The 26980-nt window shown below is 46.4% G+C and carries 24 protein-coding genes; 11 read left to right on the top strand and 13 right to left on the bottom strand.

The window, feature by feature from the left end:
• The first annotated feature begins 42 nt into the window (after window positions 1-42).
• The 3 genes from SPEA_RS14855 (at window position 43) to SPEA_RS14845 (ending at window position 4935) form a co-directional block, all read left to right on the top strand.
• Window positions 43-1179, top strand: a complete 1137-nt coding sequence (locus tag SPEA_RS14855; RefSeq protein ID WP_012156033.1) for an efflux RND transporter periplasmic adaptor subunit — start codon at window positions 43-45, stop codon at window positions 1177-1179.
• A gap of 33 nt (window positions 1180-1212) precedes the next feature.
• On the top strand, window positions 1213-4338 hold the full coding sequence (locus SPEA_RS14850; RefSeq protein ID WP_012156032.1) for a multidrug efflux RND transporter permease subunit: 3126 nt from the start codon (window positions 1213-1215) through the stop codon (window positions 4336-4338).
• 183 nt (window positions 4339-4521) lie between these two features.
• A complete protein-coding gene (locus tag SPEA_RS14845; protein WP_012156031.1) occupies window positions 4522-4935 on the top strand; it encodes a DUF4156 domain-containing protein in 414 nt (137 codons plus the stop codon).
• Between the two features lie 60 nt (window positions 4936-4995).
• On the opposite strand, the gene SPEA_RS14840 is transcribed toward SPEA_RS14845, so the two are convergent.
• The 11 genes from SPEA_RS14840 to SPEA_RS14790 all read right to left on the bottom strand — a co-directional run bounded on the left by SPEA_RS14840 (window position 4996) and on the right by SPEA_RS14790 (window position 15319).
• The gene (locus tag SPEA_RS14840; protein WP_049767974.1) at window positions 4996-6009 is read right to left on the bottom strand and encodes an aminoglycoside phosphotransferase family protein; all 1014 of its coding nucleotides are present in this window, start codon (window positions 6007-6009) and stop codon (window positions 4996-4998) included.
• A 115-nt stretch (window positions 6010-6124) separates the two neighbouring features.
• The gene (locus SPEA_RS14835) at window positions 6125-6781 is read right to left on the bottom strand and encodes a 3-oxoacid CoA-transferase subunit B (protein WP_012156029.1); all 657 of its coding nucleotides are present in this window, start codon (window positions 6779-6781) and stop codon (window positions 6125-6127) included.
• A gap of 12 nt (window positions 6782-6793) precedes the next feature.
• Window positions 6794-7528 carry a CoA transferase subunit A gene (locus tag SPEA_RS14830; RefSeq protein ID WP_012156028.1) on the bottom strand — a complete coding sequence of 245 codons (735 nt, stop codon included), beginning with the start codon at window positions 7526-7528 and terminating at the stop codon, window positions 6794-6796.
• A 147-nt stretch (window positions 7529-7675) separates the two neighbouring features.
• Window positions 7676-8581, bottom strand: a complete 906-nt coding sequence (locus SPEA_RS14825; RefSeq protein ID WP_012156027.1) for a hydroxymethylglutaryl-CoA lyase — start codon at window positions 8579-8581, stop codon at window positions 7676-7678.
• Window positions 8578-8748, bottom strand: a complete 171-nt coding sequence (locus SPEA_RS14820) for a 3-methylcrotonyl-CoA carboxylase (RefSeq protein WP_086024318.1) — start codon at window positions 8746-8748, stop codon at window positions 8578-8580. The genes SPEA_RS14825 and SPEA_RS14820 overlap by 4 nt, the downstream gene beginning before the upstream one ends.
• Window positions 8745-8903: a 3-methylcrotonyl-CoA carboxylase gene (locus SPEA_RS14815; RefSeq protein ID WP_223296511.1), complete on the bottom strand. Its 159-nt coding sequence runs from the start codon at window positions 8901-8903 to the stop codon at window positions 8745-8747. Before SPEA_RS14815 ends, SPEA_RS14820 begins: the two co-directional genes overlap by 4 nt.
• Window positions 8900-10990, bottom strand: coding sequence for an acetyl/propionyl/methylcrotonyl-CoA carboxylase subunit alpha (locus SPEA_RS14810; RefSeq protein ID WP_012156026.1), 2091 nt, complete (start codon window positions 10988-10990; stop codon window positions 8900-8902). Before SPEA_RS14810 ends, SPEA_RS14815 begins: the two co-directional genes overlap by 4 nt.
• A 1-nt stretch (window position 10991) precedes the next feature.
• A complete protein-coding gene (locus SPEA_RS14805; protein ID WP_012156025.1) occupies window positions 10992-11870 on the bottom strand; it encodes an enoyl-CoA hydratase-related protein in 879 nt (292 codons plus the stop codon).
• 58 nt (window positions 11871-11928) lie between these two features.
• Window positions 11929-13536 (bottom strand): carboxyl transferase domain-containing protein, encoded by a 1608-nt coding sequence (locus tag SPEA_RS14800; protein ID WP_041411007.1) that lies wholly within the window; start codon window positions 13534-13536, stop codon window positions 11929-11931.
• 85 nt (window positions 13537-13621) lie between these two features.
• The gene (locus SPEA_RS14795; protein WP_012156023.1) at window positions 13622-14791 is read right to left on the bottom strand and encodes an isovaleryl-CoA dehydrogenase; all 1170 of its coding nucleotides are present in this window, start codon (window positions 14789-14791) and stop codon (window positions 13622-13624) included.
• 129 nt (window positions 14792-14920) lie between these two features.
• Entirely contained in the window at window positions 14921-15319 is a 399-nt protein-coding gene (locus tag SPEA_RS14790) for a MerR family transcriptional regulator (protein WP_012156022.1), read from the bottom strand.
• Window positions 15320-15690: 371 nt separating this feature from the next.
• Here SPEA_RS14790 and SPEA_RS14785 point away from each other — a divergent pair, with 371 nt between their 5' ends.
• A complete protein-coding gene (locus SPEA_RS14785; protein ID WP_012156021.1) occupies window positions 15691-17595 on the top strand; it encodes a propionyl-CoA synthetase in 1905 nt (634 codons plus the stop codon).
• Window positions 17596-17983: 388 nt separating this feature from the next.
• Window positions 17984-19519, top strand: a complete 1536-nt coding sequence (gene gnd / locus SPEA_RS14780; RefSeq protein WP_012156020.1) for an NADP-dependent phosphogluconate dehydrogenase — start codon at window positions 17984-17986, stop codon at window positions 19517-19519.
• A gap of 364 nt (window positions 19520-19883) precedes the next feature.
• Here gnd and SPEA_RS14775 read toward each other — a convergent pair whose 3' ends face one another.
• Complete coding sequence (locus SPEA_RS14775; RefSeq protein WP_012156019.1) at window positions 19884-20768, bottom strand: 1,4-dihydroxy-2-naphthoate polyprenyltransferase; 885 nt, start codon at window positions 20766-20768, stop codon at window positions 19884-19886.
• 342 nt (window positions 20769-21110) lie between these two features.
• Here SPEA_RS14775 and SPEA_RS14770 point away from each other — a divergent pair, with 342 nt between their 5' ends.
• The 6 genes from SPEA_RS14770 to ompW all read left to right on the top strand — a co-directional run bounded on the left by SPEA_RS14770 (window position 21111) and on the right by ompW (window position 26079).
• Entirely contained in the window at window positions 21111-22046 is a 936-nt protein-coding gene (locus SPEA_RS14770; RefSeq protein ID WP_012156018.1) for an SDR family NAD(P)-dependent oxidoreductase, read from the top strand.
• Window positions 22047-22112: 66 nt separating this feature from the next.
• A complete protein-coding gene (gene tesB / locus SPEA_RS14765) occupies window positions 22113-22979 on the top strand; it encodes an acyl-CoA thioesterase II (protein WP_012156017.1) in 867 nt (288 codons plus the stop codon).
• Between the two features lie 43 nt (window positions 22980-23022).
• A complete protein-coding gene (locus tag SPEA_RS14760; protein ID WP_012156016.1) occupies window positions 23023-23421 on the top strand; it encodes a YbaY family lipoprotein in 399 nt (132 codons plus the stop codon).
• A 78-nt stretch (window positions 23422-23499) separates the two neighbouring features.
• The gene (locus SPEA_RS14755; protein ID WP_012156015.1) at window positions 23500-24093 is read left to right on the top strand and encodes a nucleotidyltransferase family protein; all 594 of its coding nucleotides are present in this window, start codon (window positions 23500-23502) and stop codon (window positions 24091-24093) included.
• 133 nt (window positions 24094-24226) lie between these two features.
• Window positions 24227-24949 carry a hypothetical protein gene (locus SPEA_RS14750; protein ID WP_012156014.1) on the top strand — a complete coding sequence of 241 codons (723 nt, stop codon included), beginning with the start codon at window positions 24227-24229 and terminating at the stop codon, window positions 24947-24949.
• Window positions 24950-25431: 482 nt separating this feature from the next.
• Complete coding sequence (gene ompW, locus SPEA_RS14745; protein ID WP_012156013.1) at window positions 25432-26079, top strand: outer membrane protein OmpW; 648 nt, start codon at window positions 25432-25434, stop codon at window positions 26077-26079.
• Between the two features lie 83 nt (window positions 26080-26162).
• Here ompW and SPEA_RS14740 read toward each other — a convergent pair whose 3' ends face one another.
• Window positions 26163-26936 (bottom strand): SDR family NAD(P)-dependent oxidoreductase, encoded by a 774-nt coding sequence (locus tag SPEA_RS14740; RefSeq protein ID WP_012156012.1) that lies wholly within the window; start codon window positions 26934-26936, stop codon window positions 26163-26165.
• Between the last annotated feature and the right edge of the window lie 44 nt (window positions 26937-26980).

Raw genomic sequence — 26980 nt, 5'->3', positions numbered from 1 at the left:
ACAACATAGGCTGTGCCTGTCAGGTATGAGTGAAGATAATATATGGCTAGTGAATTAAAAAAAATTACCCGTTTAGGGCTGTTTGCAGTGGTCTGTTTCTGGACGACAGCCTGTGAGAAAAGTGGCACTGACGAGGCGTTTAATTATCCAAACACCGCCAATATTGCCACCGTAACCGCCGAGTTAACTCAAGTCACCTTATTTGATGAGTTACAAGGGCGAGTGCGCCCATTACGTAGCGCTGAAATTCGCCCTCAGGTTGAAGGGATCATCACCCAAAGATTATTTAAACAAGGAGATACGCTTGAGCAAGGCGATGCACTGTTTCAAATTGACCAAGACATTTTCATTATCGATGTTGAGATAAAGCAAGCAGCGCTTGAGCAATCTATGGCTCACTTAGCGTTAATACAAAGCCAAGTTGATCGCTTTACTCAATTAGATCGTACTAAGGCGGTAAGTAAGCAGGCTTTTGAAGAGGCCAGTTTTAACTTACAAATTGCAGCCGCCACTGTGCAGCAAAATCGAGCTCAACTTAAGCATAGTGAGTTACAACTTGAGTACGCGAAAGTAACAGCTCCTATCTCAGGGATTATCGGTGAGGCATTAGTGACTGAGGGAAGTTTAGTGAGCCGTACCGAGCCACAGCCATTAGCCATCATTCAGCAGATTGATAAGGTCTATATCGATGTTCGTCAACCCGCATCGAAACTTGGGGTATTGCGACGTTTATTAGCCAATGAACAGAAAAACAGTGAGCAAGGGGTCAAGGTGATTGTGCAGTCGTCTGCAGAGAGTGCAGATGATATTGAAGGGCAAATTTTATTCTCAGGGATCAGCGTTGATGAAAATACCGGCGATCTGGTTATTCGAATTATTGCTGATAACGCTAAGCAACAGCTGCTACCAGGCATGTATGTACGAACTCAAATTCCCCGTCAGAAGTTACAAGCAATCACAGTTCCGGAGCACGCGGTTCGCCGTAACAGTGCGGGCTCGCCGTTTGTCTACATTGTTGTTAACGATAAGTTTGAGCAAAGACCAGTACAACTAGAAGGGCTGCAACAGCGACGATATGTCATTTCGAAAGGTATTAATCCAAACGATATTGTGGTTGTGACTGGCCAAGATAATCTGCGCGAAGGGGCTGAGTTAGTCCTGTCAGATTGGCAACAGTAATGTATCAACGGCTAGTGTAAGAGGAAGTTTATTGTGTCGCATTTTTTTATTTCTCGACCTGTTTTTGCATGGGTTATTGCTATTTTAATTAGCATCGCAGGCGTGATTGCCATTCCTAAGTTGGCTGTCGAGCGTTTTCCTAGCGTTGCGCCGCCGAGTATTGGTTTGTATCTATCCTATCCTGGTGCCAGTCCACAAACCATTAATGACAGTGTTGTGACCTTGATTGAGCGGGAGATCTCAGGGATTAATGGTCTGCTTTATTTTAGCTCCTCGTCAGATGCTAGCGGCAGCGCCTCAATCACGGTGACCTTTGAAAATGGTACCGATCCTGAGATGGCTCAGGTTGAGATCCAAAACAAGATCAGGGCGATTGAGCCAAGACTACCTTTAGCGGTTCGTCAAATCGGCATCACGGTGGAAACAACTTCTTCAAATAACCTGATGTATTTAGGACTTATCTCACCGAGTGGTGATTACTCAGAGCAGCAACTGAGTGACTACATGGTGCGAAATATCGTTGAGGAGATAAAGCGCGTGCCCGGTGTGGGACGAGTACAGATGTATGGCGCTGAGTTTGCGATGCGGATCTGGGTCGACCCGGTGGCGTTGACAGGCTATAACTTAACGATGGAAGATGTGACATTAGCCATTGCAGAGCAAAATGTGCAGATCTCTCCTGGCAAAGTGGGTGACTCTCCGACATCTGGCGGCCAAATGACGGTGCACTCTCTAACCGCCCAAGGGCAATTAGAAACCCCTGAGCAATTTAGAGCCATTGTGCTGCGTTCCAATATTGACGCTGGCATGGTCCTATTAGGGGATGTAGCTAAAGTTGAGCTTGGGGCACAAAATTACCTGTTTAGTAATCGGGAAAATGGTCAGCAGTCGACATCTGCTGCGATTCAGCTATCGCCTGGAGCGAATGCGATTGCGACCTCGCAAGGGATCAGAGACCGATTGGCTGAGCTTAAGCTTGCCATGCCCAGCAATATGGACTATTCGATTACCTCCGATGCCGCTATCTTTGCCAAGATCTCGATTCAAAAAGTGATCGTGACACTGCTCGAAGCAATGGTGTTGGTTTTTTTAGTCATGTATCTCTTTTTACAGAAAATTCGCTATACCCTTATTCCTGCCATTGTTGCACCTATTGCACTGTTAGGTACATTTGCAGTGATGTGGCTAATGGGCTTTTCCATCAATGTGTTCACTATGTTTGGTATGGTGTTGGCTATCGGTATTATTGTTGACGATGCCATCGTAGTGGTTGAAAACGTTGAACGAGTAATGGCTGAAACAGGCTTGCCACCCAAAGCGGCCACAGAGCAGGCGATGAAAAGCATCTATAGCGCAGTTATTGGGATCACGGCTGTGTTGTCTGCGGTATTTATACCTATGGCATTTGCATCGGGTTCGGTAGGCACAATTTTCCAGCAGTTCTCGCTTGCAATGGCGGTGTCGATTTTATTTTCGGCCTTCTTAGCCCTAACATTGACGCCAGCTTTGTGTGCAACTCTATTAAAGCCTTTGACAGAGCATGACCATAAAAGCGTTGGTTTTTTTGGCTGGTTTAATCGTAACTTCCACAATTTTACACAAAAAGTGACGGCTGGTGTTGCCCATCTCGTTAAACGAACGGGCAGAGTGATGGCAGTTTACATCGTACTCGTGGTGGCATGTATTTATAGCTTTACTCTAGTGCCGAGCACCTTTTTACCCGAAGAAGATCAAGGCTACTTTATGACGTCTATCCAGCTGCCGCCTGATGCGACGGTAGAGCGGACTATGGATGTGGTGAGTAAAATGGAGGCGTTTACTTTAGGTAGGGAGGCCGTTGATGCGAGCATGAGTATTCTTGGTTTCAGTTTTAGTGGTACAGGTTCTGGTTCAGCCTTTGGAATTACGACCTTAAAAGACTGGCAACAACGTGGTGGTAGCTCTACACAACAAGAAGTGGCAGCGTTAAGTGATTATTTAAGTGATTTAACGGAAGGAGAAATATTTAGTGTGTTACCTGCTGCGATAGATGGCTTGGGGAGCTCATCCAATTTATCTTTCCAATTACAAGACAGTGGTAATGCAGGTTACGAGCGCTTCCAATTGATCCAAAAGGAATTCCTTGAGCAGGCATATGCCAGTGAAAAGCTATCATCTGTGTTCTATGAGGCGCTGCCAGAAACCAGTGGCATACATCTTAATATTGACCGCGCCAAAGCACGGGCGCTAGGGGTGCCTTTTAACGCGATTAGCGAAACTATCTCTACTGCAATGGGCTCAAATTACGTTAATGATTTTCCTAATAATGGTCGTTTGCAACAGGTGATTGTTCAAGTTCAAGCTGAGTCAAGAATGCAACTTGAGGATATATTGCAACTGGCTATCCGTAATGAGCAAGGCGGCACGGTTTATCTTTCTGAATTTGTCACCCCTGTGTGGCAAATGGCGCCGCAGCAATTGACACGATTTAATGGTTTATTGGCCGTGGCAGTATCGGCGTCGCCAGCAGCAGGATTTTCAACTGGAGAGGGGATGCAAGAGGTAGAACGCATTGCTGCATCTTTGCCTACGGCTGCGGGAGTTGAGTGGACGGGGCTGTCACTGCAAGAGAAACAAGCTGAGTCTCAAACAGTGTGGTTATTGCTGTTCTCTATGCTGGTTATTTTCTTAGTATTGGCAGCGTTATATGAAAGTTGGTCTATCCCTTTAGCGGTTATTTTGGTAGTGCCGTTAGGGATTATTGGGGCAATTGCTTCTGTGATGCTAAGTGGCGCTGCCAATGACGTGTTTTTTAAAGTGGGTTTAGTGACCATCATTGGCCTATCTGCAAAAAATGCCATTCTAATTGTTGAATTTGCTAAGCAAGCTTTGGCTGAAGGAAGTAGCCTCGTCGACTCGGTATTGCTAGCGACTAAGCAAAGACTTAGGCCTATTTTGATGACGTCTTTGGCCTTTAGTTGCGGCATCATTCCACTCTATCTAGCCAGTGGACCCAGCTCAGAGATCCAAAATTCGATTGGTACTGGTGTGCTTGGTGGCATGTTTACCGGCACGGTATTTGCCGTGTTATTTGTGCCGGTATTTTTTGTGTTTATTTGCCAGTTTTTAGAGCGAGTTAGGCGTAACCCCTTTTCATCAAAACTAGCAGATAAAGGCTAAAGCATAGATGTGGGCCTCAGGCGCAATATTATTGCCTTGGGGCCATTTAGAAGGACAGTGGTGTTTGAAAAATATCAGTTAATTTGTGGAGTTGACGGCGGCATTACAAATATTTTATAGCAGGATTCACAAAACGGCTTAAAGACTATATTATCGCCTCCCTTTTAATTTTGACTGTAAACCATGAAATTTGTAAAACTGGCTGCCATCGCTCTGATGTGCTCAAGCCTTAGCGCTTGTATAACCTTTCCCACAGATGAATCCAACACTGTTAAAGTCCTCTGGGATGATACCGATTCACTGGTTGGCTGCGAACATAAAGGCACTGTCATTGGCTCACAAGGCCACTTTTATGATTATTGGCTGCATGCCGATAAGGATATGGTGTGGGGCACACTTAATGAAATGCGTATTAAGGCTGCCAAGCTTGGGGCTGACACCATCTACTTGTACAAGCCGTTGGGGTTTACAGGTTCGGTGACCATGATAGCCAATGCATATGATTGTGAGACTGCGCCTCTTGAAACAAATAGCTCAAGTCAGTTGAAAATCAACGAGGCTGCAGATGTTATTATGTCTGCTAACGAAGCTCAGTAATCGCTATATTAAGTATGAACTTGTCGGTTGTGCAAGTTCATACCGGGCAATTTAACTCTGTTATTCGCAGAGTGGGAAAAGATACCTTTCCGCTTGTTTCCACCCCTTAGCCGTATTGGCATGGGGAACAGTATTGAGTATGTAGTTGAGTTCGCCCGTATGGCGCAGTAAAGATAACGCCATACACTGCTCTACCAAGCTTTGCTTATCTTTATAATCAAAGCCGTAACCATCTAAAAATTGAGTGAATATCTTTTTATCCGACAGCGCGAGTAACAGTCCGGGTGAGGTAAATTCAAATACAGGATCGGGACAAATAATTGCATCACCAAAGTCAATGACTCCAGTCAATCTAACTCCTTTTGCAGTGCGTTTTACTAGCAGGTTTGCTGGGTGCAAATCCGTATGAATGAAGTGGTTGCTACCCTGCTTACATTGGATATTAATATTGTTTAAGTAAGGTTCTAGGTCAGATAAAAATGGCTCAATTAAACCTTGTTGCTGCCGTTTCTGATAAATGTTACCGCGTTGCTCTTGCAGAAGGATGGGCCAGTCTAAGATAACGTTCGTGGTCGTTTCTGTGATAGTCGTAATTGGAATTTGGTGTAGCTGGTGGCAGAATTCACCAAGCTGAAATGCAATCATCTCTTTATCTTGCTGCGTGAGAGTGGGCAAGAGGGAAGCGAGATTCTCTCCCTCTACAAAACTCATGAAGATATAATCCCAGTTGCGAAAGTGGCCATGACAGATAAGTTTTGGTACATCTAGCGCCAGTTTTACTTGTTCCAATAGCTTGAGGCCTGTGAGCTCGGATTTTGCTTGCTGAGACCAATTTGGTGGCACCAGCTTTAATACGAACTTTTGTTCGCCCTCATAGATAAATACCGGATTAGCCCCTTCTGTAACACGTGTACATTTGGTATAGGTGAGTCGATGCTCTAGCGCTAACTTTTCTGTCAATGGTCTCCAAAAGCTAAAATCAAGATGATCTATGATGTCGCAGGCCAAGTCGTATTCAGGCGATTCAGGTAGCCACAGTGCGCTAGGATATAACGTTAAGAACGACAGATTCATACTGGACTCTCTATAGATGGGCATTACTGAACGCTAACTGAGTAAAAAAACGCAGCTCTTGAGCTGCGTTTATAGATCATAGTGTTTTGAGCGCTGGTGGTTAGAGCATGGGGCGTTAAAATCTCATCTCTGGAACATGTTCAGGCACTACTAGCTTGCCAGCTGTTTTCGATACAATTTCTTCAACAGATACACCCGGTGCACGCTCTAATAGATGAAACGCGCCATCTTTAATTTCCAGAAAGGCTAAGTCGGTTAATACCCGCTTGATACAGCCAAAGCCGGTTAATGGCAGTTCGCACTTAGGCAAAAGTTTAGAATTGCCTTTCTTGTCGGCGTGCATCATGGTGACAATAATATTGTCTGCGCCTGCCACTAAATCCATAGCGCCGCCCATGCCCTTAATTAATTTTCCAGGGATCATCCACGAGGCGATTGAGCCCTGTTCATCGACTTCAAATGCGCCAAGTACGGTTAAGTCCACATGGCCGCCACGGATCATGGCAAAGCTTTCCGCGGATGAGAAAAATGAGGCACCGTCTACAGCGGTAACGGTTTGCTTACCTGCGTTAATTAAGTCTGCATCGATGGTGTCTTCGGTTGGGAACTCGCCCATACCCAGTAAACCATTTTCCGATTGCAGCATCACCTCGATGCCTTGAGGGATATAGTTAGCAACGAGTGTTGGAATACCAATGCCTAGGTTGACGTAAAAGCCATCTTGGAGTTCTTGTGCTACACGCTGTGCCAGTTGTTCTCTTGATAATGCCATGGTGCTGCCTCCTTATGCTTTTGCATCTGAGTTTGTATTTGAATCAGAGACCGGTTTAACAGTACGTTGCTCGATACGTTTCTCGAACTTACCTTGGATCACGCGATTAACGTAAATGCCAGGTGTATGGATATGGTCAGGGTCGAGCTCTCCCGGCTCAACAATATGTTCAGCCTCTACCACGGTAATTTTACCAGCTGTGGCCATCATAGGGTTAAAGTTGGCCGCAGTTTTACGGAACACCAAGTTGCCCATGGTGTCAGCTTTCCAAGCTCGTACTAGCGCAAAGTCTGCTTTTAACGCTGGCTCTAACACATAGTGACGGCCATCAATTTCACGGGTCTCTTTACCTTCCGCGACAGGCGTGCCGTAACCTGTAGCGGTAAAGAATGCTGGAATACCAGCACCGCCGGCACGAATTTTCTCTGCCAAGGTGCCTTGAGGTGTCAAGATAACGTTAAGCTCACCTGATAACATCTGCTGTTCGAAGGTGGCATTTTCACCTACGTAAGAAGCGATCATGGTATCGATTTGGCGGCTCTTTAATAGCAGGCCTAAACCAAAGTCATCGACGCCAGCATTATTTGAGATGGCGGTTAATCCTGTTACACCGGATTTGACCATTTGCGCGATTAAGCCCTCAGGAATACCACACAAGCCAAAGCCGCCGACCATTACTGTCATATCGTTGCTTAGGCCTGCGAGTGCCTCATCGTAACTTGCAACAACCTTATTTAGTCCTGTCATTTTTGTTATCTCCATATTCTGTCAATGCTAGGTCCTAGGTCCTAGATCCTAGGTCCTAGGTTCAGAGTCTATTTCTTATTTGCTAATCGCTCTTTATTAACTTAGCGCTATTTATTCGCTGAGGGCTCTTTATTCGCTGAGGGCTCTTTATTCGCTGAGGGCTCTAGCCACCTTTGAACCCGACGGACGGCCTAGGGCTTGGCTGATCTTATTGCCAGCATTAACCAGTTTAGTTAAGTCGATACCAGTTTCGATACCAAGTCCATGCAGCATATAAACTAAGTCTTCTGTGGCCAAATTACCCGATGCGCCTTTGGCATAGGGGCAGCCTCCAAGACCTGCAACTGACGAGTCGATAACGCTGACACCGGTTTCTAGGCAAGCCAGAATATTAGCGAGCGCTTGGCCATAAGTGTCATGAAAATGCAGTGCCAGTTTTTCTACGGGCACAAGCTCTGCTACCGCTTCAATCATTCTACGGGCATTAAGCGGTGTGCCAACGCCTATGGTGTCGCCAAGGGAGATCTCGTAGCAGCCCATTTTGTAAAGTAATTCAGACACCCGAGCCACTTCGCTGACCGCGATGTCTCCTTCGTAAGGGCAACCCAAAGTGCAAGAAACATAACCACGAACAGGGATGTTTCTGGCCTTAGCCTGCTCCATAACTGGGATAAAGCGCTCAATGGACTCTTCTATCGAGCAGTTAATATTCTTCTGACTAAAGCTCTCTGAAGCTGCGCCAAAGATAGCAACTTCATCGGCGCCAGCGTCAAGAGCAAGTTCCAAGCCTTTTAAGTTAGGCGTTAAAGCGCTGTAGGTCACACCCGTTTTACGAGTAATACCGTGAAGCACATCGGCTGAATCTGCCATCTGCGGCACCCATTTTGGTGACACAAAGCTAGCGGCTTCGATACGTTTTATGCCTGCGGCTGCTAAGTCTTCAATCAAGATAATTTTATCTTGGGTGGTGACAGGCTTTTCGTTCTGCAGGCCGTCACGGGCACCGACTTCAAAAATGCTAACCTTTTTAGGATAAGGGCTTGTCATTTTCATCCTGCTTCTTCCTTTTCTGTCGGCATTTCAGCTTTCGCCTCAACTTCAGCCACGACCTCGGCAAGTAACATACCGTCACTAACCAGTTCACCGGCCTCGAAGAAGAACGCACTGACGATGCCGTCAAAAGGCGACTCTATGGCGTTTATTACATTAGTCATTTTCATCCGGCTTCTTCCTTTTCTGTCGGCATTTCAGCTTTCGCCTCAACTTCTGCTAGCAACATACCGTCACTAACCAGTTCACCGACCTCGAAGAAGAACGCACTGACGACGCCATCAAAGGGGGATTCTATGGCGTTTATTACATGAGTCATCTTCATCCGGCTTCTTCCTTTTCAGCAGTAATTTCTGCTTTAGCCTCAACCTCGGCAAGTAGCATACCGTCACTAACGAGTTCGCCTGGCTCAAAGAAGAATGCTGTAACAACGCCGTCAAATGGGCTTTCTATTGTGTACTCCATCTTCATCGCTTCCATCACCATAATGCCTTGGCCAGCTTTTACGCTATCTCCAACAGCGACCAGCTGAGTCACGATAGTGCCGTTCATCGGTGCCTTGAGCTTATCTTCGAGGTTATCTTGCTCTTCAATCACCTCAGACAGCAGTGCACGATAGTGGTAGCTTGAGGAGTTAATAAATAGAGTAAAGTCATCACCCACTTGGCTGACGGGCACTTTTATCTTGTGAGCGGCGCTTTTAACGGCTTGGCCAGCGTCGTTATTCACGGCTATTTCAGCGTGTAGGGTTTCGCCTTTCAGTTCACCCGACAAGGTGAGCTGGCTATCATTTAACTTGAGTTGATAGAAGGATTGAGCCCCCACCTGTGTTTCAATTAACTCAAGGTGATTAATCTCATGGTTATCATCTAGCAATGCCACTTGGTGCTGACTGGCGCTATTAAGCCTAAAGCCACTGACAGCCCCCCACGGTGAGTATGGGTCGTGACTATTGACTGCACAGCTCTTAGCCTCGGCTTTTCGAGCGCAGAGCTGATAAAGAGCAGCTAATGCTAAAGCGGTCTGACACTCATTGGATTGACTATCACTCAGGCCATGACCAATTAAGGCGTCACCATAACGCTCAATAAAGTCGGTGCTAAAGTCTGCATCGATAAAGGCTTGATGCTCGGCGATATTGGCTAGAAATTCTATGTTGTGCTTCAGACCGCTGATTTGATAATCATTTAATGCATGCACTAAACGCTGCAGCGCGCGAGGGCGTGATTCATCCCAAGTGATAAGCTTTGAGATCATCGGGTCGTAAAAGTTACTGATCACATCGTTTTCACGCACTCCTGAGTCGATGCGCACAAACTTGCTCTGCTCGGGTTCACGCAAAAAGTTGAGTTTACCGCTAGCGGGTAAAAAGTCATTTTGTGGATCTTCGGCGTAAATACGCACCTCAAAGGCGTGACCATGAATGCGGACTTCGTCCTGCTTCAGTGGCAACTGGCTACCGCTAGCTACCATCAACTGCCACTTGACTAAGTCTTGGCCAGTAACCAGTTCTGTGACTGGATGCTCTACCTGCAGTCGGGTATTCATCTCCATAAAGTAGAAACTGTCATCGGTATCGAGTAGAAACTCAACCGTACCGGCGCCTTCATAATTAATGGCTTTGGCGGCGGCAACGGCGGCTTCGCCCATCTTAACTCTTAGTGCATCGCTGAGTCCGGGAGCAGGGGCTTCTTCGACCACCTTTTGGTGACGACGCTGAATAGAGCAGTCTCTATCAGAAAGGTAGATGCAGTTGCCTTGGCTGTCGGCAAAGACCTGTACCTCGACATGACGAGGTTGGCGCAGGTAGCGCTCCATCAAGAGTTTGTCGTTACCAAATGAGTTGATGGCTTCACGCCTTGCCGAGTTAATCGCTTCAAGCACTTCGTCGCTGCTTTCTACGATGCGCATTCCCTTACCGCCGCCACCAAAGGCTGCTTTTATCAGCAGAGGAAAGCCCATCTTGTTAGCTTCTGCAACAAGTAGCTCATCGTCCTGGCTGTCACCGTGATAGCCCGGCACTAGTGGGACATTGGCCGCGCCCATAATTTCTTTAGCTGCGCTCTTGCTGCCCATAGAATCAATCGCAGCCGCGCTTGGGCCAACAAAGGCGATATTGGCCTGCTCGCACTTCAATGCAAACTCGGCGTTTTCAGATAGAAAACCGTAACCTGGGTGTATGGCCTGAGCGCCAGATTTTTTGGCGATCTCTATAATCAAATCACCCTTAAGGTAAGAGTCAGCAGGGGCGCTGCCACCTAAATAGAATGACTCATCGGCCATGGCCACATGGCGGGCATTGATATCGGCATCGGAATATAAGGCGACCGTGCGCACACCCATGGCTTTTGCGGTTTCTATAATTCGGCAGGCAATTTCGCCGCGGTTGGCAATTAGCAATTTAGTGAACATATTATTTGGCTCCTTGCCCGCTGGCATCATTATTATTTTCAGGCGCAATGCTAAAGTCTGTTGTCGTTGGCCATTGAGGGCTACGCTTTTCGAAGAAGGCATTTAATCCTTCTTGACCTTCCTCTGATACACGAATGCGGGCGATCCGCTCGCTGGTATGGTCCAGTGTGTTTTGGTCAATCACGCCATCTTCAAGTGATGACAGTAAGCACTTAACCCAAGCCATACCCTGTGGACTATTGCTTAGTAGCGCATCAATAAACGGCTGAGCCGCTGCGTCTAGGTCATCATTGATGTCATGGATAATTTGTAGCTCAAGGGCTTTTTGAGCATCGAAACGCTCGGCGGTAAGCATATAGCGGCGCGCTGCGCGCTGCCCCATGGCGCGGGTCACATAGGGGCTAATAACGGCAGGAATGAGTCCAAGCTTGACTTCGCTTAGGCAGAAACTAGCGCGCTCATTGGCAATGGCGATATCACTGCAGCAAATAAGCCCAAGCGCACCGCCAAAGGCTGCACCTTGTACTAAGGTTATGGTCGGCTTAGGAAATTTATCGAGCATGGACATAAGCCTAGCTAGCTCATTGGCGTCAGCTAAGTTTTGCTCAAAATCCATCTTGGCTTGTTTGCGCATCCAATTTAAATCGGCGCCCGCGCTGAAGTTTTTGCCGTTAGCCTTAAGCAGTAATATTTGGCACTGCTCATTGCGTTTGAAGTGCTCAAGTACCTGGATCATCTCGCTTATCATCACCTCGTCGAAGGCGTTGTGCTTATCACTACGATCCAGCACCATCTGCGCCACGCCGCCATTTAGCGTGCAGCTCAGATAGTGTAATTGTTGGTCCAGTATTTCTGTCTGGGTTGCGACTGAATTATTCATTGTTGTCGATCCACTCTGTTAGCTAAGTTGATGTTCTATTTGCAATGGCGTTAAGCCACTACATACGGAACACACCAAACTTAGTGTCTTCAATCGGTGCGTTTAGCGCAGCTGATAGCGCTAAACCAACAACATCACGGGTTTGCGCCGGATCGATAATGCCGTCATCCCATAAACGGGCGCTGGCATGATAGGGGTGGCCCTCTTTATCATATTGCTCAACAATCGGCTTACGGAAGTCTTGTTCTTCACTATCAGACCACTCGACACCTTTACGAGCTAAGCCGTCGCGCTTAACTGTGGCCAATACGCCAGCGGCTTGCTCGCCACCCATCACAGATATGCGGGCGTTGGGCCACATCCACATCATGGTTGGTTCAAACGCGCGGCCACACATGCCGTAGTTCCCTGCACCATAGCTGCCGCCAATAATCACGGTAAACTTAGGTACATTGGCGCAAGATACAGCGGTCACCATTTTGGCGCCGTGTTTAGCAATGCCTTCGTGCTCGTATTTCTTACCCACCATAAAGCCGGTAATGTTTTGCAGGAACAGCAGTGGGATCTTGCGCTGGCAACATAGCTCGATAAAGTGCGCGCCTTTTTGCGCCGACTCTGAGAACAAGATGCCGTTGTTAGCGACAATGCCTACTGGGTAGCCATGAATACGGGCAAAACCACAGACTAAGGTATTACCGTAATTAGCCTTAAACTCATCGAAATCAGAATCATCGACTAGGCGAGCAATTACCTCTTTAACATCGAAGGGTTTTTTAAGATCCGTCCCTACGATGCCGTAAAGCTCGTTGATATCAAATTTTGGTGGTTTAACAGGGCTAAGCTGAGCAGCAATTTGTTTTTGATGATTGAGGCGTGTTACCGCTTTGCGGGCAAGTTCTAGCGCGTGTTCATCGTTTTGCGCCATATGATCGGCCACGCCTGAAATCTTAGTGTGTACCTCTGCGCCGCCAAGCTCTTCTGCTGTGACCTCTTCACCAGTCGCAGCTTTTACGAGTGGTGGACCAGCCAAGAAGATGGTGCCTTGCTCTTTAACGATAATCGATTCATCTGCCATCGCAGGCACATAGGCGCCGCCGGCGGTACAAAGCCCCATAACAACCGCGATTTGCGGAATGCCTTTGGCTGACATCTGTGCTTGGTTATAGAAGATGCGACCGAAATGGTCTCTATCGGGAAACACTTCATCTTGGCGGGGTAGGTTAGCGCCGCCTGAATCGACCAAATAGATGCATGGCAGATGGCAACGACTAGCAATCTCTTGTGCGCGCAGGTGTTTTTTAACAGTTACAGGGTAGTAAGTGCCGCCTTTTACGGTAGCATCGTTGGCGATAATCATGCACTCAACGCCACTCACACGGCCAATACCGGCGATAACTCCCGCTGCTGGCACTATGTCTTCATACAACTCGTAGGCGGCAAATTGAGAAATCTCTAGGAAGGGCGATCCCGGATCCAGCAGCTTCTCAACACGCTGACGAGGCAGGAGCTTACCTCTTGAAAGATGACGGTTTCGAGCGACTTCTCCGCCGCCCTGTTCAATTTGATGGAGTTTTAGTTTTAGGTCTTGAACCACAGCGGTCATGTCATCAAATTTAGCTTTGAATTCATCGCTGCGAGCATTAATACGGCTGCTAAGTTGCGTCACAATTTCAATCCTTTTGAAGCTGAGATATAAGGGCGTCGCTATGCGAGCGCCCAATTGTCCACCTTAGGTGCTAAGTGCTAGATCTTTACTTAGATTCGGTAAATAACTCGCGACCAATCAGCATGCGGCGAATTTCTGAGGTGCCAGCGCCGATTTCATAAAGCTTGGCATCACGAAGTAAGCGACCCGTTGCGTATTCATTGACGTAGCCATTACCGCCAAGTAACTGAATCGCATCGAGCGCCATCTTGGTTGCCAGTTCAGCAGAATAGAGAATCGCGCCAGCGGCATCTTTACGAGTAGTCTCGCCACGGTCACAAGATTTTGCCACGTTGTAGATATAAGATTTAGCCGCGTTCATGCCTGTGTACATATCAGCAAGTTTGCCTTGTACAAGCTGGAATTCGCCGATTGATTTACCAAACTGTTCACGCTCATGGATATATGGCACCACAATATCCATGCAGGCGGTCATGATCCCAAGTGGACCACCTGACAAGACTACGCGCTCGTAATCAAGACCACTCATCAACACTTTTACGCCGTTGTTAAGCCCGCCAAGAATGTTCTCTTCTGGTACTTCGCAATCTTCAAATACCAACTCACAGGTGTTTGAGCCGCGCATACCGAGTTTGTCTAGCTTCTGAGCGGTACTGAAACCCTTATAGCCGCGCTCAACGATAAATGCGGTAATGCCGTGGGCACCCTTATCGAGATCTGTCTTGGCATAGATCACATAGGTGTGCGCGTCTGGGCCATTGGTGATCCACATCTTGTTGCCGTTGAGTATGTATCTGTCACCCTCTTTACGGGCGTGGAGTTTCATCGATACCACATCAGAACCTGCATTGGGCTCGCTCATAGCGAGGGCTCCAATGTGCTCACCCGTGATGAGTTTTGGCAAGTATTTGGCTTTTTGCTCACTATTACCGTTACGGTTGATTTGGTTAACGCAGAGGTTGGAGTGCGCACCGTAACTTAGGCCAATCGATGCAGAGGCGCGGGAGATCTCTTCCATAGCAACAACGTGGGCGAGATAGCCCATGCCAGCCCCACCATACTCCTCAGAGACGGTGACACCGAGTAATCCCATATCACCCAGCACAGGCCAAAGCTCATTAGGGAAGGCGTTATCTAGATCTGTTTTTGCGGCGATAGGCGCAATTTCATTGGCGGCAAAGTTTTGCACGGCATCGCGTAACATATCGACATCTTCACCGAGTCCGAAGTTTAGAGATGTGTAGAGTTGAGTCATTTGCTTGTGTCCTGTCAATTTTATTTGAATACAAGTTCACCGATCTTTGCCGTGATACTTGATAAATCCATCTATTTATTAGATTGTTAAATTATGCTTTTATGATGACTTGATGTTGTGCTTACTCTTTTATTGGGCATTGTTGGCTAATGCATCAAGGCATTGCTGCTCGGCCGAATTTAGCTCCATCAACACGACTTTGATGTCATCCATCTGTTGTTGTAGCGACACTTTTTTTTCTTCGACCAACTCCAACATGGTGTGTAGTTGGCTACTGCTATTCTTATCTGCATCGTAAAGCTCGAATAAACGTCTGGTTTCGGCCAACGAGAAGCCTAAGCGCTTACCCCGTAAAATAAGCTTGAGTCTGACCCTATCTTTAAGGCTATAGATCCGTGTTTGACCACGGCGCTTAGGTTTTAAAAGCCCCTGATCTTCATAGAAACGAATACTACGGGTAGTGATATCAAACTCTTTGGATAGTTCACTAATTGAGTATGTCGTTTGTGAGAGTTGATTATCTACCATCAAAAAAACACCATAATTGTTTACATTAATTGCACGATATATGAAGTTTACGTAAAGGTAAAGTTTGCCCCGGTCGATGAAAGTGGTTTTCATGTCAATTGCGCTTGCCACAAGGCTTGCCATTGCAAGAAAACTTAAGCTATAAGATGACGTTAGATAATGGTTAGCACTTTAAAAACAATGGTTTAGCGTGGTGCATTCAAGAGTTGCCTGAATGCATACATGGCTTGTTACTACCTATTCTAAGGTCTAATGGGGATTTTTTGAACGCAGGAGCATAATGCGATTAAGCATAAAATGGACATAAATTGCTCGCTATCTATTGCTGTAGGGCCTTATTTAGCTGAGTGTTAGCCAGTGGAGTCAGTATCGTGATAGATAAAAATAAGCAGCTACATGCCAAATCCATCGCCACCCCAGAAACATTCTGGGCTGAGGCCGCAAGCAAAATTGATTGGTTTTCATCATGGGATAAAGTCTTAGATAAGACTGAGGCACCTTTTTACCATTGGTTTAAAGGTGGCAAGATGAATACCTGTTACAACGCCGTCGACAGACACGTAGAAGCTGGGCGGGGCGAGCAAATTGCCTTGCAGTATGTTAGTCCAGTTACCGACTGTGAATATGGGATCTCTTATCGAGAACTGCAGGCGCAGGTGAGTCGACTCGCAGGTTACATGGACTCCATTGGCGTCAAGAAAGGTGACAGGGTGGTGATCTATATGCCCATGGTGCCAGAGACGGCCTTTGCCATGCTTGCCTGCGCACGTATTGGGGCTATTCACTCTGTGGTATTTGGCGGTTTTGCCGCCAATGAACTCGCTACCCGTATTAATGATGCCAAACCTAAGCTTATTCTGTCGGCCTCCTGCGGCATTGAACCCTCAGGTGTGATCGCCTATAAGCCTCTGCTTGATGCAGCGTTAGAGGAGGCTTGCCATCAAGTTGAGTCTTGCTTGATATTAAATAGAAGTCAGCTAGAGGCTAAGTTGAAACCTGAGCGTGATAACGACTGGCAAAGCGTGATTGCGACTGCGCCGAATATCGATTGCCAGCCTCTAGATGCCACAGATCCACTCTATATTTTATATACCTCAGGTACCACGGGGCAGCCAAAAGGGGTGGTGCGCGATAATGGCGGCCACGCCGTGGCGCTGGCTTGGTCGATGAAAAATATCTACGACATTAACGCTGGAGACACATTTTGGGCTGCATCGGATGTTGGTTGGGTAGTAGGTCATTCCTATATTGTTTATGGCCCCTTATTGGTTGGGGCAACGAGTATTCTGTATGAAGGTAAGCCCGTCGGCACACCGGATCCAGGTGTATTTTGGCGCACCATTGCTAAGTATAAGGTGAAGAGCTTCTTTACCGCACCTACGGCTATTCGAGCGATTAAGCGCGATGATCCTTATGGCGACTTTTTAAAGGATGTCGAGTTAACTTGCCTGAAAAACGTGTTCCTCGCTGGGGAGCGCTGCGATCCTGACACTTTGCACTGGGCAGAAGATAGGTTAAATAAACCCGTGATAGATCACTGGTGGCAGACTGAAACTGGCTGGCCTGTAGCGGCCAACTTGATGGGGTACGCACCCGTAGAGGTCAAGCCGGGCTCTCCTGCGTTGGCAGTTCCAGGTTATAAAGTTGATGTGGTCGATGTGATGGGGGATGAAGTTAGCGCCAATGAATCCGGTAATGTGGTGATAAAGCTGCCGCTACCGCCAGGGACCTTAACCACACTATGGCAAAACGAGCAGCGCTATCAGGATAGTTACTTGTCTATGTATCCAGGCTATTACCTGACGGGAGATGCGGGTTATAAAGATGAAGATGGCTATTTGTACATCATGAGTCGTATCGATGACATTATTAATGTGGCCGGTCATAGATTATCTACCGGACGTTTTGAAGAGGTCTTGTGTCAACATGAAGCGGTTGCCGAGGCAGCGGTGATCGGGGTTAAAGATGTGCTTAAGGGCCAAGTTCCGTTAGGACTGGTAGTATTGAAGAAAGGGGTGACGCTGGATGAAGATGAGCTTAACCGGCAACTCAGGAGTCTAGTGCGTCAAGAGATAGGGCCGGTGGCTTCATTTAGGCTCGTGAGCGCGGTGCAAAAGCTGCCCAAGACTCGCAGCGGTAAAATTTTACGTGGCACCATGCGCAATATTGCTGACAACCAAAGCTACAAGGTGCCTGCGACCATTGAAGATCCTGCCACAATTGACATAGTGCGCAATACTTTGACCCGTATGGGCTATGCAGATGCGCAGGTTTAAAAAAGGTCCTAGGAAGAGCAGGTCCTAGGGAAGGCTGGGACGGCTAAGACTAAGACGGTTAAGACTGGTGGTGTTATTCCTTTGTAGGTTGGGCTTTAGCCCATCAATGAAAGGATTTATATTCAATCTTTGTCGGCATAAATACCGGCCTATTGAAAGCAGGGCTTTAATAGCAGCCTGATTTTTTTTGTTTAGGTCGCTTGCATATCAACGAATGGGTTTTCGTTTACATGAGTTAAGCTTGAGTTGTTAAGTTTTATATAGTAATTAAGTTACCAAAGTCTGTATAATCCATAACAAATAACCCTATCAATCAAGCAAGCGCAATGACGTAAGCTGAACAAAAAATAGATAGGGAACTCTCTGTGACCTGCGGAATATAATTTAAATGAATAACCAATCTAATCTTTTCGATATAGGTGTTATTGGCTTAGGCGTAATGGGCAAGAATCTAGCGCTTAATATCGCTGATAACCAATATCGCGTCGCTGCATTTGACCTTGATGAAATTAAAGTGCAAGACACTGTCAATCAAGAGAAACTTGAACGTCAACAATACCTAAAACAGATAACAGAGCCACGCATCCTCGGCTGTAACAATCTTTCTGAAATGTTATCTAAATTAGAAAAACCTCGAGTGCTGTTGCTATCGGTTCCAGCGGGTGCGCCTGTAGGTGGTGCATGTCAGTCCCTGATTGATGCCGGAATTGAGAGCGATGATATCGTTATCGATACAGGTAATAGTCTGTGGACAGATACTGTCGAGCGAGAACAGCGCTACGCCGATGATTTCTTATTTTTTAGCTGCGCCGTTTCTGGCGGTGAAGTCGGCGCCCGTTTTGGCCCCTCATTGATGCCAAGCGGTAGCTTAAAGGCCTGGAATAGAATTGAACCGATTTGGCAAGCCATTGCCGCTAAGGTCGATGCAAAAACAGGTTTACCTATCGAACGGTTTGAGCCGGGAAACCCTGTTAAAGAGGGCGAACCTTGCACTACTTATATCGGTCCTGCTGGGTCAGGTCATTATGTAAAAATGGTACATAACGGCATCGAATACGCCGATATGCAGCTGATCTGTGAGGCTTACCAGCTACTAAATCAAGGCTTAGGGTTAACCCCGAGTGAAGTGGCTGATGTGTTTGAGCGCTGGGATCAAGGTAGCTTAAATAGCTACTTGATGCAGATCAGCGCAAAGGTGCTTAAGCAAGCAGACCCATTAACGGGCGCGCCGCTGGTGGAGATGATCTTAGATAAGGCGGGGCAAAAAGGCACAGGCCTTTGGACTGCGGTAAGCAGCCTGCAAATAGGCTGCCCGGCGCCAACCATTGCCGAAGCCGTATATGCTCGTGCGCTGAGCACTCAAAAAACTCAGCGTCAGCAGTTAAGTCAGCAGTTATCGGGGCCGAGTAAAGCCCTAGGCAATATTGATAAACAAGCGTTTATCGAACAGCTGGAAAGTGCACTCTATTGCGCTAAAGTATCCTGTTACGCTCAAGGTTTTCAGCTGATGGCTATGCAAGCTAAAGAGCAGGGCTGGCAGTTAGATTTTGCCGAGATAGCTAAGATCTGGCGAGCAGGCTGTATTATTCGCGCCACATTCTTACAGTCGATTACTGAGGCTTATCAGCAAGATAGCTCGCTTGAGAACTTGTTGCTGGCGGAAGCTTTCTCAAAGGCCTTGTCTGTAAAGCAGCAAGATTGGCGAGTGGCGGTATCGACTGCGGTACTCAGTGGTATTCCGGCTCCTTGTATCAGCTCGGCGTTGGCTTATTACGATAGCTATCGCTGCGAAACTTTGCCCGCGAGCTTACTTCAGGGGCAGCGTGACTTCTTTGGTGCCCATACTTTTGAACGTATCGATAAGCCTGCAGGTGAGAAGTTCCACTTAAACTGGAGTGGCGATCTCAGCTTAATTAAGGTGTAACCATATTTCAGGACAAGACATAGATAATAAAAAAGCCTATCAAATTGATAGGCTTTTTTGTCATCGAGTCTCGTACAGAGTTTAGTTAATGCTAGAAGTTATACCAGTCAGTATAAGAAGTTGATCTACTCAGAGCGTTTTTTGGCAACTAATTCAAGGCGAATAGCTGAAAGAATGGTTGCTCCCTTGTGAAGCCGTTCAACGCAGAAGTAGGCAGCCAAAAACGCTCCAGAATGGCGAGTTTTAGCGGTTCTGATGCTGTGTTAACGAGCTTAACCGTAGAACAACTATGCTCTTCACTCGTTGCCTTGCCTCAGAACCGCTAAACTCTCGCTGAGCGATCAAATCTTTATACTGATTGGTATTAGGCCATCACTACATCGACTAGTAGACCTGCACTGAACAGCGCACTGAAAATCATGGTTAGCTTAGCGGTACGACCGAGTAACGGATTGAGCGCTGCACCTTTAACTTCATTAAAATCACGGCTTAACTTTCTTGCCATGACAAATGCAAGTCCTGCTAAAAGCACAGGCAGGCCAGGCAGCGCACCCATAAAGAAACCAGCAATAATGATGGCAAATGGAAGGAAGACAAAGCTCTGGTAGAAGATCCGTGATTGCTCGAGTCCCATACGAACCGCTAAGGTCTTTTTACCCGCCTTAATGTCGGTTTCCATATCGCGGGTGTTATTTACTAACATAATTGCCGCGTTTAAGAAGCCGATGGCACTACCGAGCAACCAAGCACTGCTTGCCGTTTCACCCGCTTGTAGAAAGTAACTTCCTACTACAGCCACAAGACCAAAGAACACGAATGCTGCGACTTCGCCTAAGCCATGGGAGGCTAGCGGGTAAGGACCGCCGCTATAACCTAAAGCGCCAAGCACGGCCGCCGCCGCTAAGAAGGCAATCGGTAAACCACCATGGTAGATAAGAAAAGAGCCAACGAGTAATGCTAACACTAGGCATAAGATCATGGCATTACGCACGGCTGTAGGGCTCAACATACCGCTCTGGGTAACGCGAACAGGGCCTAGACGCTCTTCTGTATCGACACCGCTCTTAAAGTCGAAATAGTCGTTGGCTAAATTCACGGCAATTTGCAGTAACAAGGCACAAAGCATTGAGATTACAGCAATGAATAAGCTGAATTGCTCAAGTTGTAGTGCGAGCACGTTACCAACCAGCAGTGGTCCAATCGCCGCAGGCAAGGTGCGAGGGCGGATGGCAAGTATCCAAGGATTCATGGTTTATATTTACTTACAGAGGTTTACATCAAAGAAGGATGACATAAAGATTAAAATGAATTAGCGCAAGCATAGCAAATTTAACAACTTCTAAAAAGTGGATTTTGTAATTGCAAAAGTGGTCGGCTTAACACTTTGCCGAGCATTATCATTTTTCGGTTTGGTTCATTGCATATTTTTGAACTAGCGCACACTTGATAGGCAGGAGTGTATGCAATATTACATCTTTAAAGTGGGCATAAAGAATGTGAGCAGTCATTCTTGCTTTAGATTAATGAGGCTGCTGTCTTTGCAGCCAAGGACTACATTTGTAATTAACAGATTTGCTTAGGGGTCGAAGCTATGCGTTTTGAGGGACAGGTCGCCATAGTAACAGGTGCTGCATCGGGCTTGGGAAGAGCCTATGCCATAGCCTTAGCTGAGCGAGGAGCAAGAGTGGTTTTGGTGGATAACGAAACGACTCAGACAGAGGATGTTAGCCCAAGCACAACGTTAAACTTAGAACCTAATTCTGGACTAACATCTTGTGGTAAGGCGATAACGGCTCTAGGAGGAGAGTTTAAGTCTTTTGCATTGGATGTCACCAACACTGATGACATCAAGACTATGATCGATGACGTGGTGCAGTGCTGGGGACGAGTCGATATCTTAATCAATAATGCAGGAGTTCATAACCCTTGTGCATTCGAGCAGATGAGTGCATCGAACTGGAAACATCAGCTAGATGTCGATCTTAATGGCACCTTCTATATGACTCAGGCTGTCTGGCCTCTGATGAAGCGACAGGGCTATGGCCGAGTCGTGATGAGCAGTGCCAGTTCCGTCTATGGTGACATGTATGAAACCAGTTTTAGCGCTAGCAAGATGGCGGTGATGGGGCTAGTTAACAGCTTACATCATGAGGGCGTAGAACACGGTATCAAGGTCAACAGCATCATTCCACATGCCGTTACATCTATGACTGCATCGCATTTAGCGTCTACGGTAAAACCGCTCTTCTCAAAAACAACCGTTACCGCCACCATGTTATACCTTTGTAGCTCCAAAAGCCCTTCAGGGGAGCATCTCCTCGCCGCGGCTGGTGGAATAAGTCATGCGGCCTTAGTCGAGTTTAGTCCTGGACGGTTTAAAGCCGAGGAGTGTACGCCTGAGGTGATCAGCGATCGTTGGCATGAGATCTACCATGCAAAACCAGTTACCATCCATCGAAGCGGTGAGTCACAGGTACTTGCTTGGGCAAAGGCGTCGGCAAATCAGCGTCACATCAATATAGAGTAAAACTGGCGAGGTTGGGGGATCTTGAGTTAAGCTTATGGCCATAATTAGCTGATTTTTTAGGTTGTAATGAGCCAAGTATTAGATGATCTTCTAGCGTTACTTTCTTTAGAACAGATCGAAGAGGGGCTGTTTCGTGGCCAAAGCCAAGATCTTGGTTTTGGGCATGTCTTTGGCGGTCAAGTCATGGGGCAAGCGCTTAGCGCGGCTAAGCGTACTGTGAGTCCTGATCGCAAAGTGCACTCTTTACACTCCTATTTTTTACGTGCGGGTGATGAGAAGCTACCCATCGTTTATGATGTTGAAATCATGCGAGATGGCGGCAGTTTTAGTGCGAGAAGAGTCAAAGCTATCCAGAAAGGTCGTCCTATATTCTATATGACCTGCTCTTTTCAAACGAGCGAGGAAGGTTATGAGCATCAAGCGACTATGCCTGATGTGCCGGGGCCTGAAGGTCTGCTTAACCAACAAGAACTGGCGATGACACTGAGAGACAAGGTGCCGTCTAAAGTGCTTGAGAAGTTTATGGCTGACACGCCGATTGAGATGCGTCTAGTCAATCCAAGTGATCCCATCGCACCTAAAGCCTGCGAGCCTATTCGTTATGTATGGATCCGGGCCAATGGCAAGTTGCCAGATAATTTCTCTGTGCACGACTATTTGCTCGCCTATGCGTCAGACTTTAACTTTCTGGTGACGGCTGCGCAGCCTCATGGGGTGTCATTTTTGACCCCAGGTATGCGAATGGCGACGATCGATCACGCTATGTGGTTCCACCGTCCGTTCGATTTCAGTCAGTGGCTTTTGTATAGCATCGATAGCCCTAATGCCTGTGGTGGTAGAGGTTTTGTAAGAGGGCAATTCTTTAATCAACAAGGTGAGCTGGTGGCGTCTGCAACCCAGGAAGGCCTCATCCGTATGACAAAGAAAGCATAGTCAATGTTAGTAAAGTTTATATTAGATACTCAGGATTAGAATCATGATCTCATTAATGAAGAAAAGCATCGTACTTTTATGTGTCTTGGTATTGACGGCGTGTGTGACCGTCAAAGAGGAACCGCCTGTGATTGTTAATGGTGCAGCGGGTTACTTAGAAAAGCTACCGCTTCCTCAAGGTAGCGCCATTACGATTGCAATTATCGACCTAGATACCCCGGGCGTGATTGTGGCGCAGAAGAACTTTAATATTGTTAGAGCGCCAGTGCCGTTTAAGTTCCTTCTCCCCGCAGATACCGTAGATAACAGTATCAATTACGGGGTAGTGGCGATGATCCAATATCAGGGGCGAGTGATATTTCAGACCTATGATCGCTTTCCGGTGATCAACAATGATAAATACACCACAGAGGTATTGATGAAGGCTGTTGCCGCCCCTTAAGTTATCAATATCGGAATATCAATCAGTATTAATGGAGCTTCGGCTCCTTTTTTATTACACTTTTCAAGTGAGTAACTTTTGAACATTAAAATAGACGTTGAAAAGCAAATTAAGCTCTGGTTACTCGAAGATGATTATCGACTCAATGCCCTGCGTATCGCCGAGCAAATTAAGCTCAATGATTGGATGCTGGCGGCGGGTTTTGTCCGAAACTTAGTTTGGGATAAACTGCACAATATTCAAACTGAACTTAATGATATCGATTTCATCTATTTTGATCAGAGTGACTTATCCTCGGGCAGAGATGGCGAAATTGAAGCCGAGCTCAATCGAATAGCGCCTATGTACCCATGGTCTGTTAAGAATCAAGCGAGAATGCATCTGCGTAACCAGCATCAACAGTATGCATCAAGCATAGATGCCATGAGTTATTGGCCCGAAAAGCAAACCGCTGTTGGGGTGAGCTGTCAGCTAACACTTTCACCTGCATCAGCATCTGATCATTCATTAGAGTCCGCGGAATTGGCCTTACATAGTCCGTTTGATTTAGCATGCCTGTTTGATTTTTCATTGCAAGCTAACCCCAAATCAAAGCGTGCGTTGTTTGAACAGAGGCTGACACAAAAGGGATGGTTGCAAACTTACCCTAAGCTGCGAGATAATGCTAAGTGATGAACTTATGAGCAAGTATTGCTAATGTAATAGCAATGATTTTGGAGACTATAATGGTTTCCTTTTAAGCTTTTTGTATAGCTTGCCATAGGGACTTCTCAATTTGTTCTTGCTGTAAATGGTGGTTTAATCGATGGATCCTTATCTTGATGCAATAAAAGAAATTAAAGAGTTGGCAACCGCAGAGGAGATCCATCGAGTTGATGATGTATCGATATATCTGGAGCGGTTTACTGAACTTGATTTGATCGCCACCGGTATCTATGCCGAAGTGTACGAAGTGCCCGGAGAGCCCGATAAAGTGGTTAAGCTGTGCAACAGTAAGATCGATGGTTATTATCTGTTTGCCCGCTGGTGCATGCGCCCAGAAAATCAAGACAATCCCCATGTTCCCACCATACATCGTGAAGACACTATTGAGCTGAGTAGCGGCCGAGTGGTGCGCTTTTATGTGATGGAGCGGCTTGAAGACATCACTGATGACGGCAAAGAGCCAACCCGCCCAAGCCATTTTCACGATTATGATTTTGGTAAACTCTGGGGCACTTTGCGTACCATGACCTTACCATTTGCCGATCCAGAGAAACCCTTTACCGACGAGGTTCAAAGCGTCGATGAGTTTGTTGAGCAGATCCAAGAGCCACGAACGCACTTCTATATGAGTTCGGATGAGCGCAAGCCTGTGGTGATAAATGATGAAATTATCGATGAGCATGAAGAGCTACTGAAAACCTTGTTTGAGGTGCTGAGTTTTGTTGATGACCATGGGGTGATGGACCTACATGGCGGCAACTACATGCTCCGAGGCGACACGATTGTTATTACTGATCCCATCTCCCACAAATACTCAAGTTAATGCGCGGTTGGATCAATTGTTCAATCAATAAAATTCAGCCTTGCAGAGAAACTTGTCTGAGACTCAATCTTTATCAATTGTCACCAACTCCTTTTACTTGTTAATCCACATGTTGTTTCACATCTAGATGCTACTCCGATCTGTTACTCCTTTCTGTCGTTCGATGCGCTGACACGCATTATCGATTCATATTTAACTGTAATACCAGGGTTTTAAATCTGTTAATGCCTGATTGTTTTTGTAATTCAAATTCCGGATCAATTAGTGAACAATGTGTGCACTTATCACTAAAACCAAAGGTGCGACTTCAATGTATGTTTAATTATTGTGATCTAGATCCTTTTAAAGGTATCTCGAAGTGGGTATTCGGTATCGACTTTGATTTAGATCAAATCTCACTCGATGTTGATCTGGCAGGATGCACGCAAATGTAAGGAATTTGATAATAAAAGCAGCGCTATATGTTGTATTAATGGAGTAGTATGATGAATAATAAAATCCTTTCTAGCTTGATCGCCACCGCCCTACTAACGACAGGTTTTACCTCTTCAGCATTAGCTCACCAAGCTGGCGACATTATTGTCCGTGCAGGTGTAGCAGTAGTTGCCCCGAATGAATCTAGCCCAGTTGTTGCCAATATTGCCGAGTTTGGAGTGAGTGATAATACTCAGCTAGGTTTGAACTTCGGCTATATGTTGACTGACAACATAGGTATTGAGTTGTTAGCCGCTACGCCATTTACTCACGATATCTCATTAGGTGAGCATGGAAAGATTGCCGAGACTAAGCAGCTACCACCAACCCTTGTGGCTCAGTATTATTTTGGCGATGCGAACTCTAAGTTACGTCCATATATCGGCGCAGGTGTTAACTTTACTAATTTCTTCGATAACGAATTTACCAACGACTTAGGTGGCGCGTTAACTGATTTAAGCATGTCCAACTCATGGGGCTTAGCGGCTCAGGTAGGTCTTGATTATCAAATCAATGATAGCTGGCTAATAAATGCGTCAGTTTGGTATGCACAGATCAGTACCGACGTTAAGTTCAACTTAGGCGGTGCACCACAAAAAGTCGAAACAGATATCGACCCATGGGTTTACATGGTGAGCGTAGGTTACACCTTCTAATCTGAAGACATTCTGGACAAGTCCCACCCATAAAAAAGGAGCCAATAGGCTCCTTTTTTATGTTTCATACACAATTGCTGTGATTACTTCGATTCTTTCTTAGCCGCGCGTTCAGCTTTCTTCTGCGCTTTGGTTTTCCAGTGGCGAGTATTGTAAACAAACTCTGGTAAGCCTTTGGTTAACCAAGCGACGAGACGCCAGCGTTTGGTTACATAGGCTTTGCGCTTACCGGTTTTCATCGCCTTAATTATTTGGCTGGCAACTACGGGCAGTGGTGATAACCATAGCCTGTTTTGCTGCATGGCTGCCTTATCTAGCATACCTAATTGGATATCGGTAATGGTAATAGGCATCTTTAAGCGCTGGGCGTGCATGCTTAAACCTTCGAAATAGTTTTGTGCATAAGCTTTAGAGGCGTGATAAGCCACACTAGGGCCGCCTCTTAATCCCGCAATCGAGTTAATCGCAGCTAATTGACCATAGCCTTGATCGCGAAATAGTCTAAATGCTGTATTGCAAATGGCCGAGAAGCCTTGCACATTAACTGTGATGATATCTTGCTCTGGCTGCCAAGGTAGTTCAGGGTCATAGTGAGTGAGACCTGTATTGACCAAAACCAGATGAGCGCCACCAAGAGATAGCCAAACGGCATTCATGGTACTGATGATGGCATCGGGCTCGTCGATTTGCAGCGGAAACACCTGCACCTTAGTGGGCAAGGATTGGCTAAACTCGATAAGAGATTGTGGATCTTGTGCTAATAGGGCCAGTTCAACGCCTTCATCTGCAAGTTGTTTTGCAATTTCACGGCTAAGTAATGAGCTAGCGCCCACAATTATTGCAGTTGCTTGTGTCATATGGGTATTCGACTTCGAATAGGTAACTTATCATAGAAAGATAA

The sequence above is a fragment of the Shewanella pealeana ATCC 700345 genome (genome assembly GCF_000018285.1).
Lineage (GTDB): Bacteria > Pseudomonadota > Gammaproteobacteria > Enterobacterales > Shewanellaceae > Shewanella > Shewanella pealeana.
The sequence above is the reverse complement of the archived record's forward strand: the minus strand, read 5'-3'. Positions and strand labels throughout refer to the sequence as shown.

Coding starts and splice junctions, on each gene's coding strand:
- SPEA_RS14855 (WP_012156033.1), top strand. CDS start 43: ATGGCTAGTGAATTAAAAAAAATTACCCGTTTAGGGCTGTTTGCAGTG.
- SPEA_RS14845 (WP_012156031.1), top strand. CDS start 4,522: ATGAAATTTGTAAAACTGGCTGCCATCGCTCTGATGTGCTCAAGCCTT.
- SPEA_RS14840 (WP_049767974.1), bottom strand. CDS start 6,009: ATGAATCTGTCGTTCTTAACGTTATATCCTAGCGCACTGTGGCTACCT.
- SPEA_RS14835 (WP_012156029.1), bottom strand. CDS start 6,781: ATGGCATTATCAAGAGAACAACTGGCACAGCGTGTAGCACAAGAACTC.
- SPEA_RS14830 (WP_012156028.1), bottom strand. CDS start 7,528: ATGACAGGACTAAATAAGGTTGTTGCAAGTTACGATGAGGCACTCGCA.
- SPEA_RS14825 (WP_012156027.1), bottom strand. CDS start 8,581: ATGAAAATGACAAGCCCTTATCCTAAAAAGGTTAGCATTTTTGAAGTC.
- SPEA_RS14820 (WP_086024318.1), bottom strand. CDS start 8,748: ATGAAAATGACTAATGTAATAAACGCCATAGAGTCGCCTTTTGACGGC.
- SPEA_RS14815 (WP_223296511.1), bottom strand. CDS start 8,903: ATGAAGATGACTCATGTAATAAACGCCATAGAATCCCCCTTTGATGGC.
- SPEA_RS14810 (WP_012156026.1), bottom strand. CDS start 10,990: ATGTTCACTAAATTGCTAATTGCCAACCGCGGCGAAATTGCCTGCCGA.
- SPEA_RS14805 (WP_012156025.1), bottom strand. CDS start 11,870: ATGAATAATTCAGTCGCAACCCAGACAGAAATACTGGACCAACAATTA.
- SPEA_RS14795 (WP_012156023.1), bottom strand. CDS start 14,791: ATGACTCAACTCTACACATCTCTAAACTTCGGACTCGGTGAAGATGTC.
- SPEA_RS14790 (WP_012156022.1), bottom strand. CDS start 15,319: ATGGTAGATAATCAACTCTCACAAACGACATACTCAATTAGTGAACTA.
- gnd (WP_012156020.1), top strand. CDS start 17,984: ATGAATAACCAATCTAATCTTTTCGATATAGGTGTTATTGGCTTAGGC.
- SPEA_RS14775 (WP_012156019.1), bottom strand. CDS start 20,768: ATGAATCCTTGGATACTTGCCATCCGCCCTCGCACCTTGCCTGCGGCG.
- SPEA_RS14770 (WP_012156018.1), top strand. CDS start 21,111: ATGCGTTTTGAGGGACAGGTCGCCATAGTAACAGGTGCTGCATCGGGC.
- tesB (WP_012156017.1), top strand. CDS start 22,113: ATGAGCCAAGTATTAGATGATCTTCTAGCGTTACTTTCTTTAGAACAG.
- SPEA_RS14760 (WP_012156016.1), top strand. CDS start 23,023: ATGATCTCATTAATGAAGAAAAGCATCGTACTTTTATGTGTCTTGGTA.
- SPEA_RS14750 (WP_012156014.1), top strand. CDS start 24,227: ATGGATCCTTATCTTGATGCAATAAAAGAAATTAAAGAGTTGGCAACC.
- ompW (WP_012156013.1), top strand. CDS start 25,432: ATGATGAATAATAAAATCCTTTCTAGCTTGATCGCCACCGCCCTACTA.
- SPEA_RS14740 (WP_012156012.1), bottom strand. CDS start 26,936: ATGACACAAGCAACTGCAATAATTGTGGGCGCTAGCTCATTACTTAGC.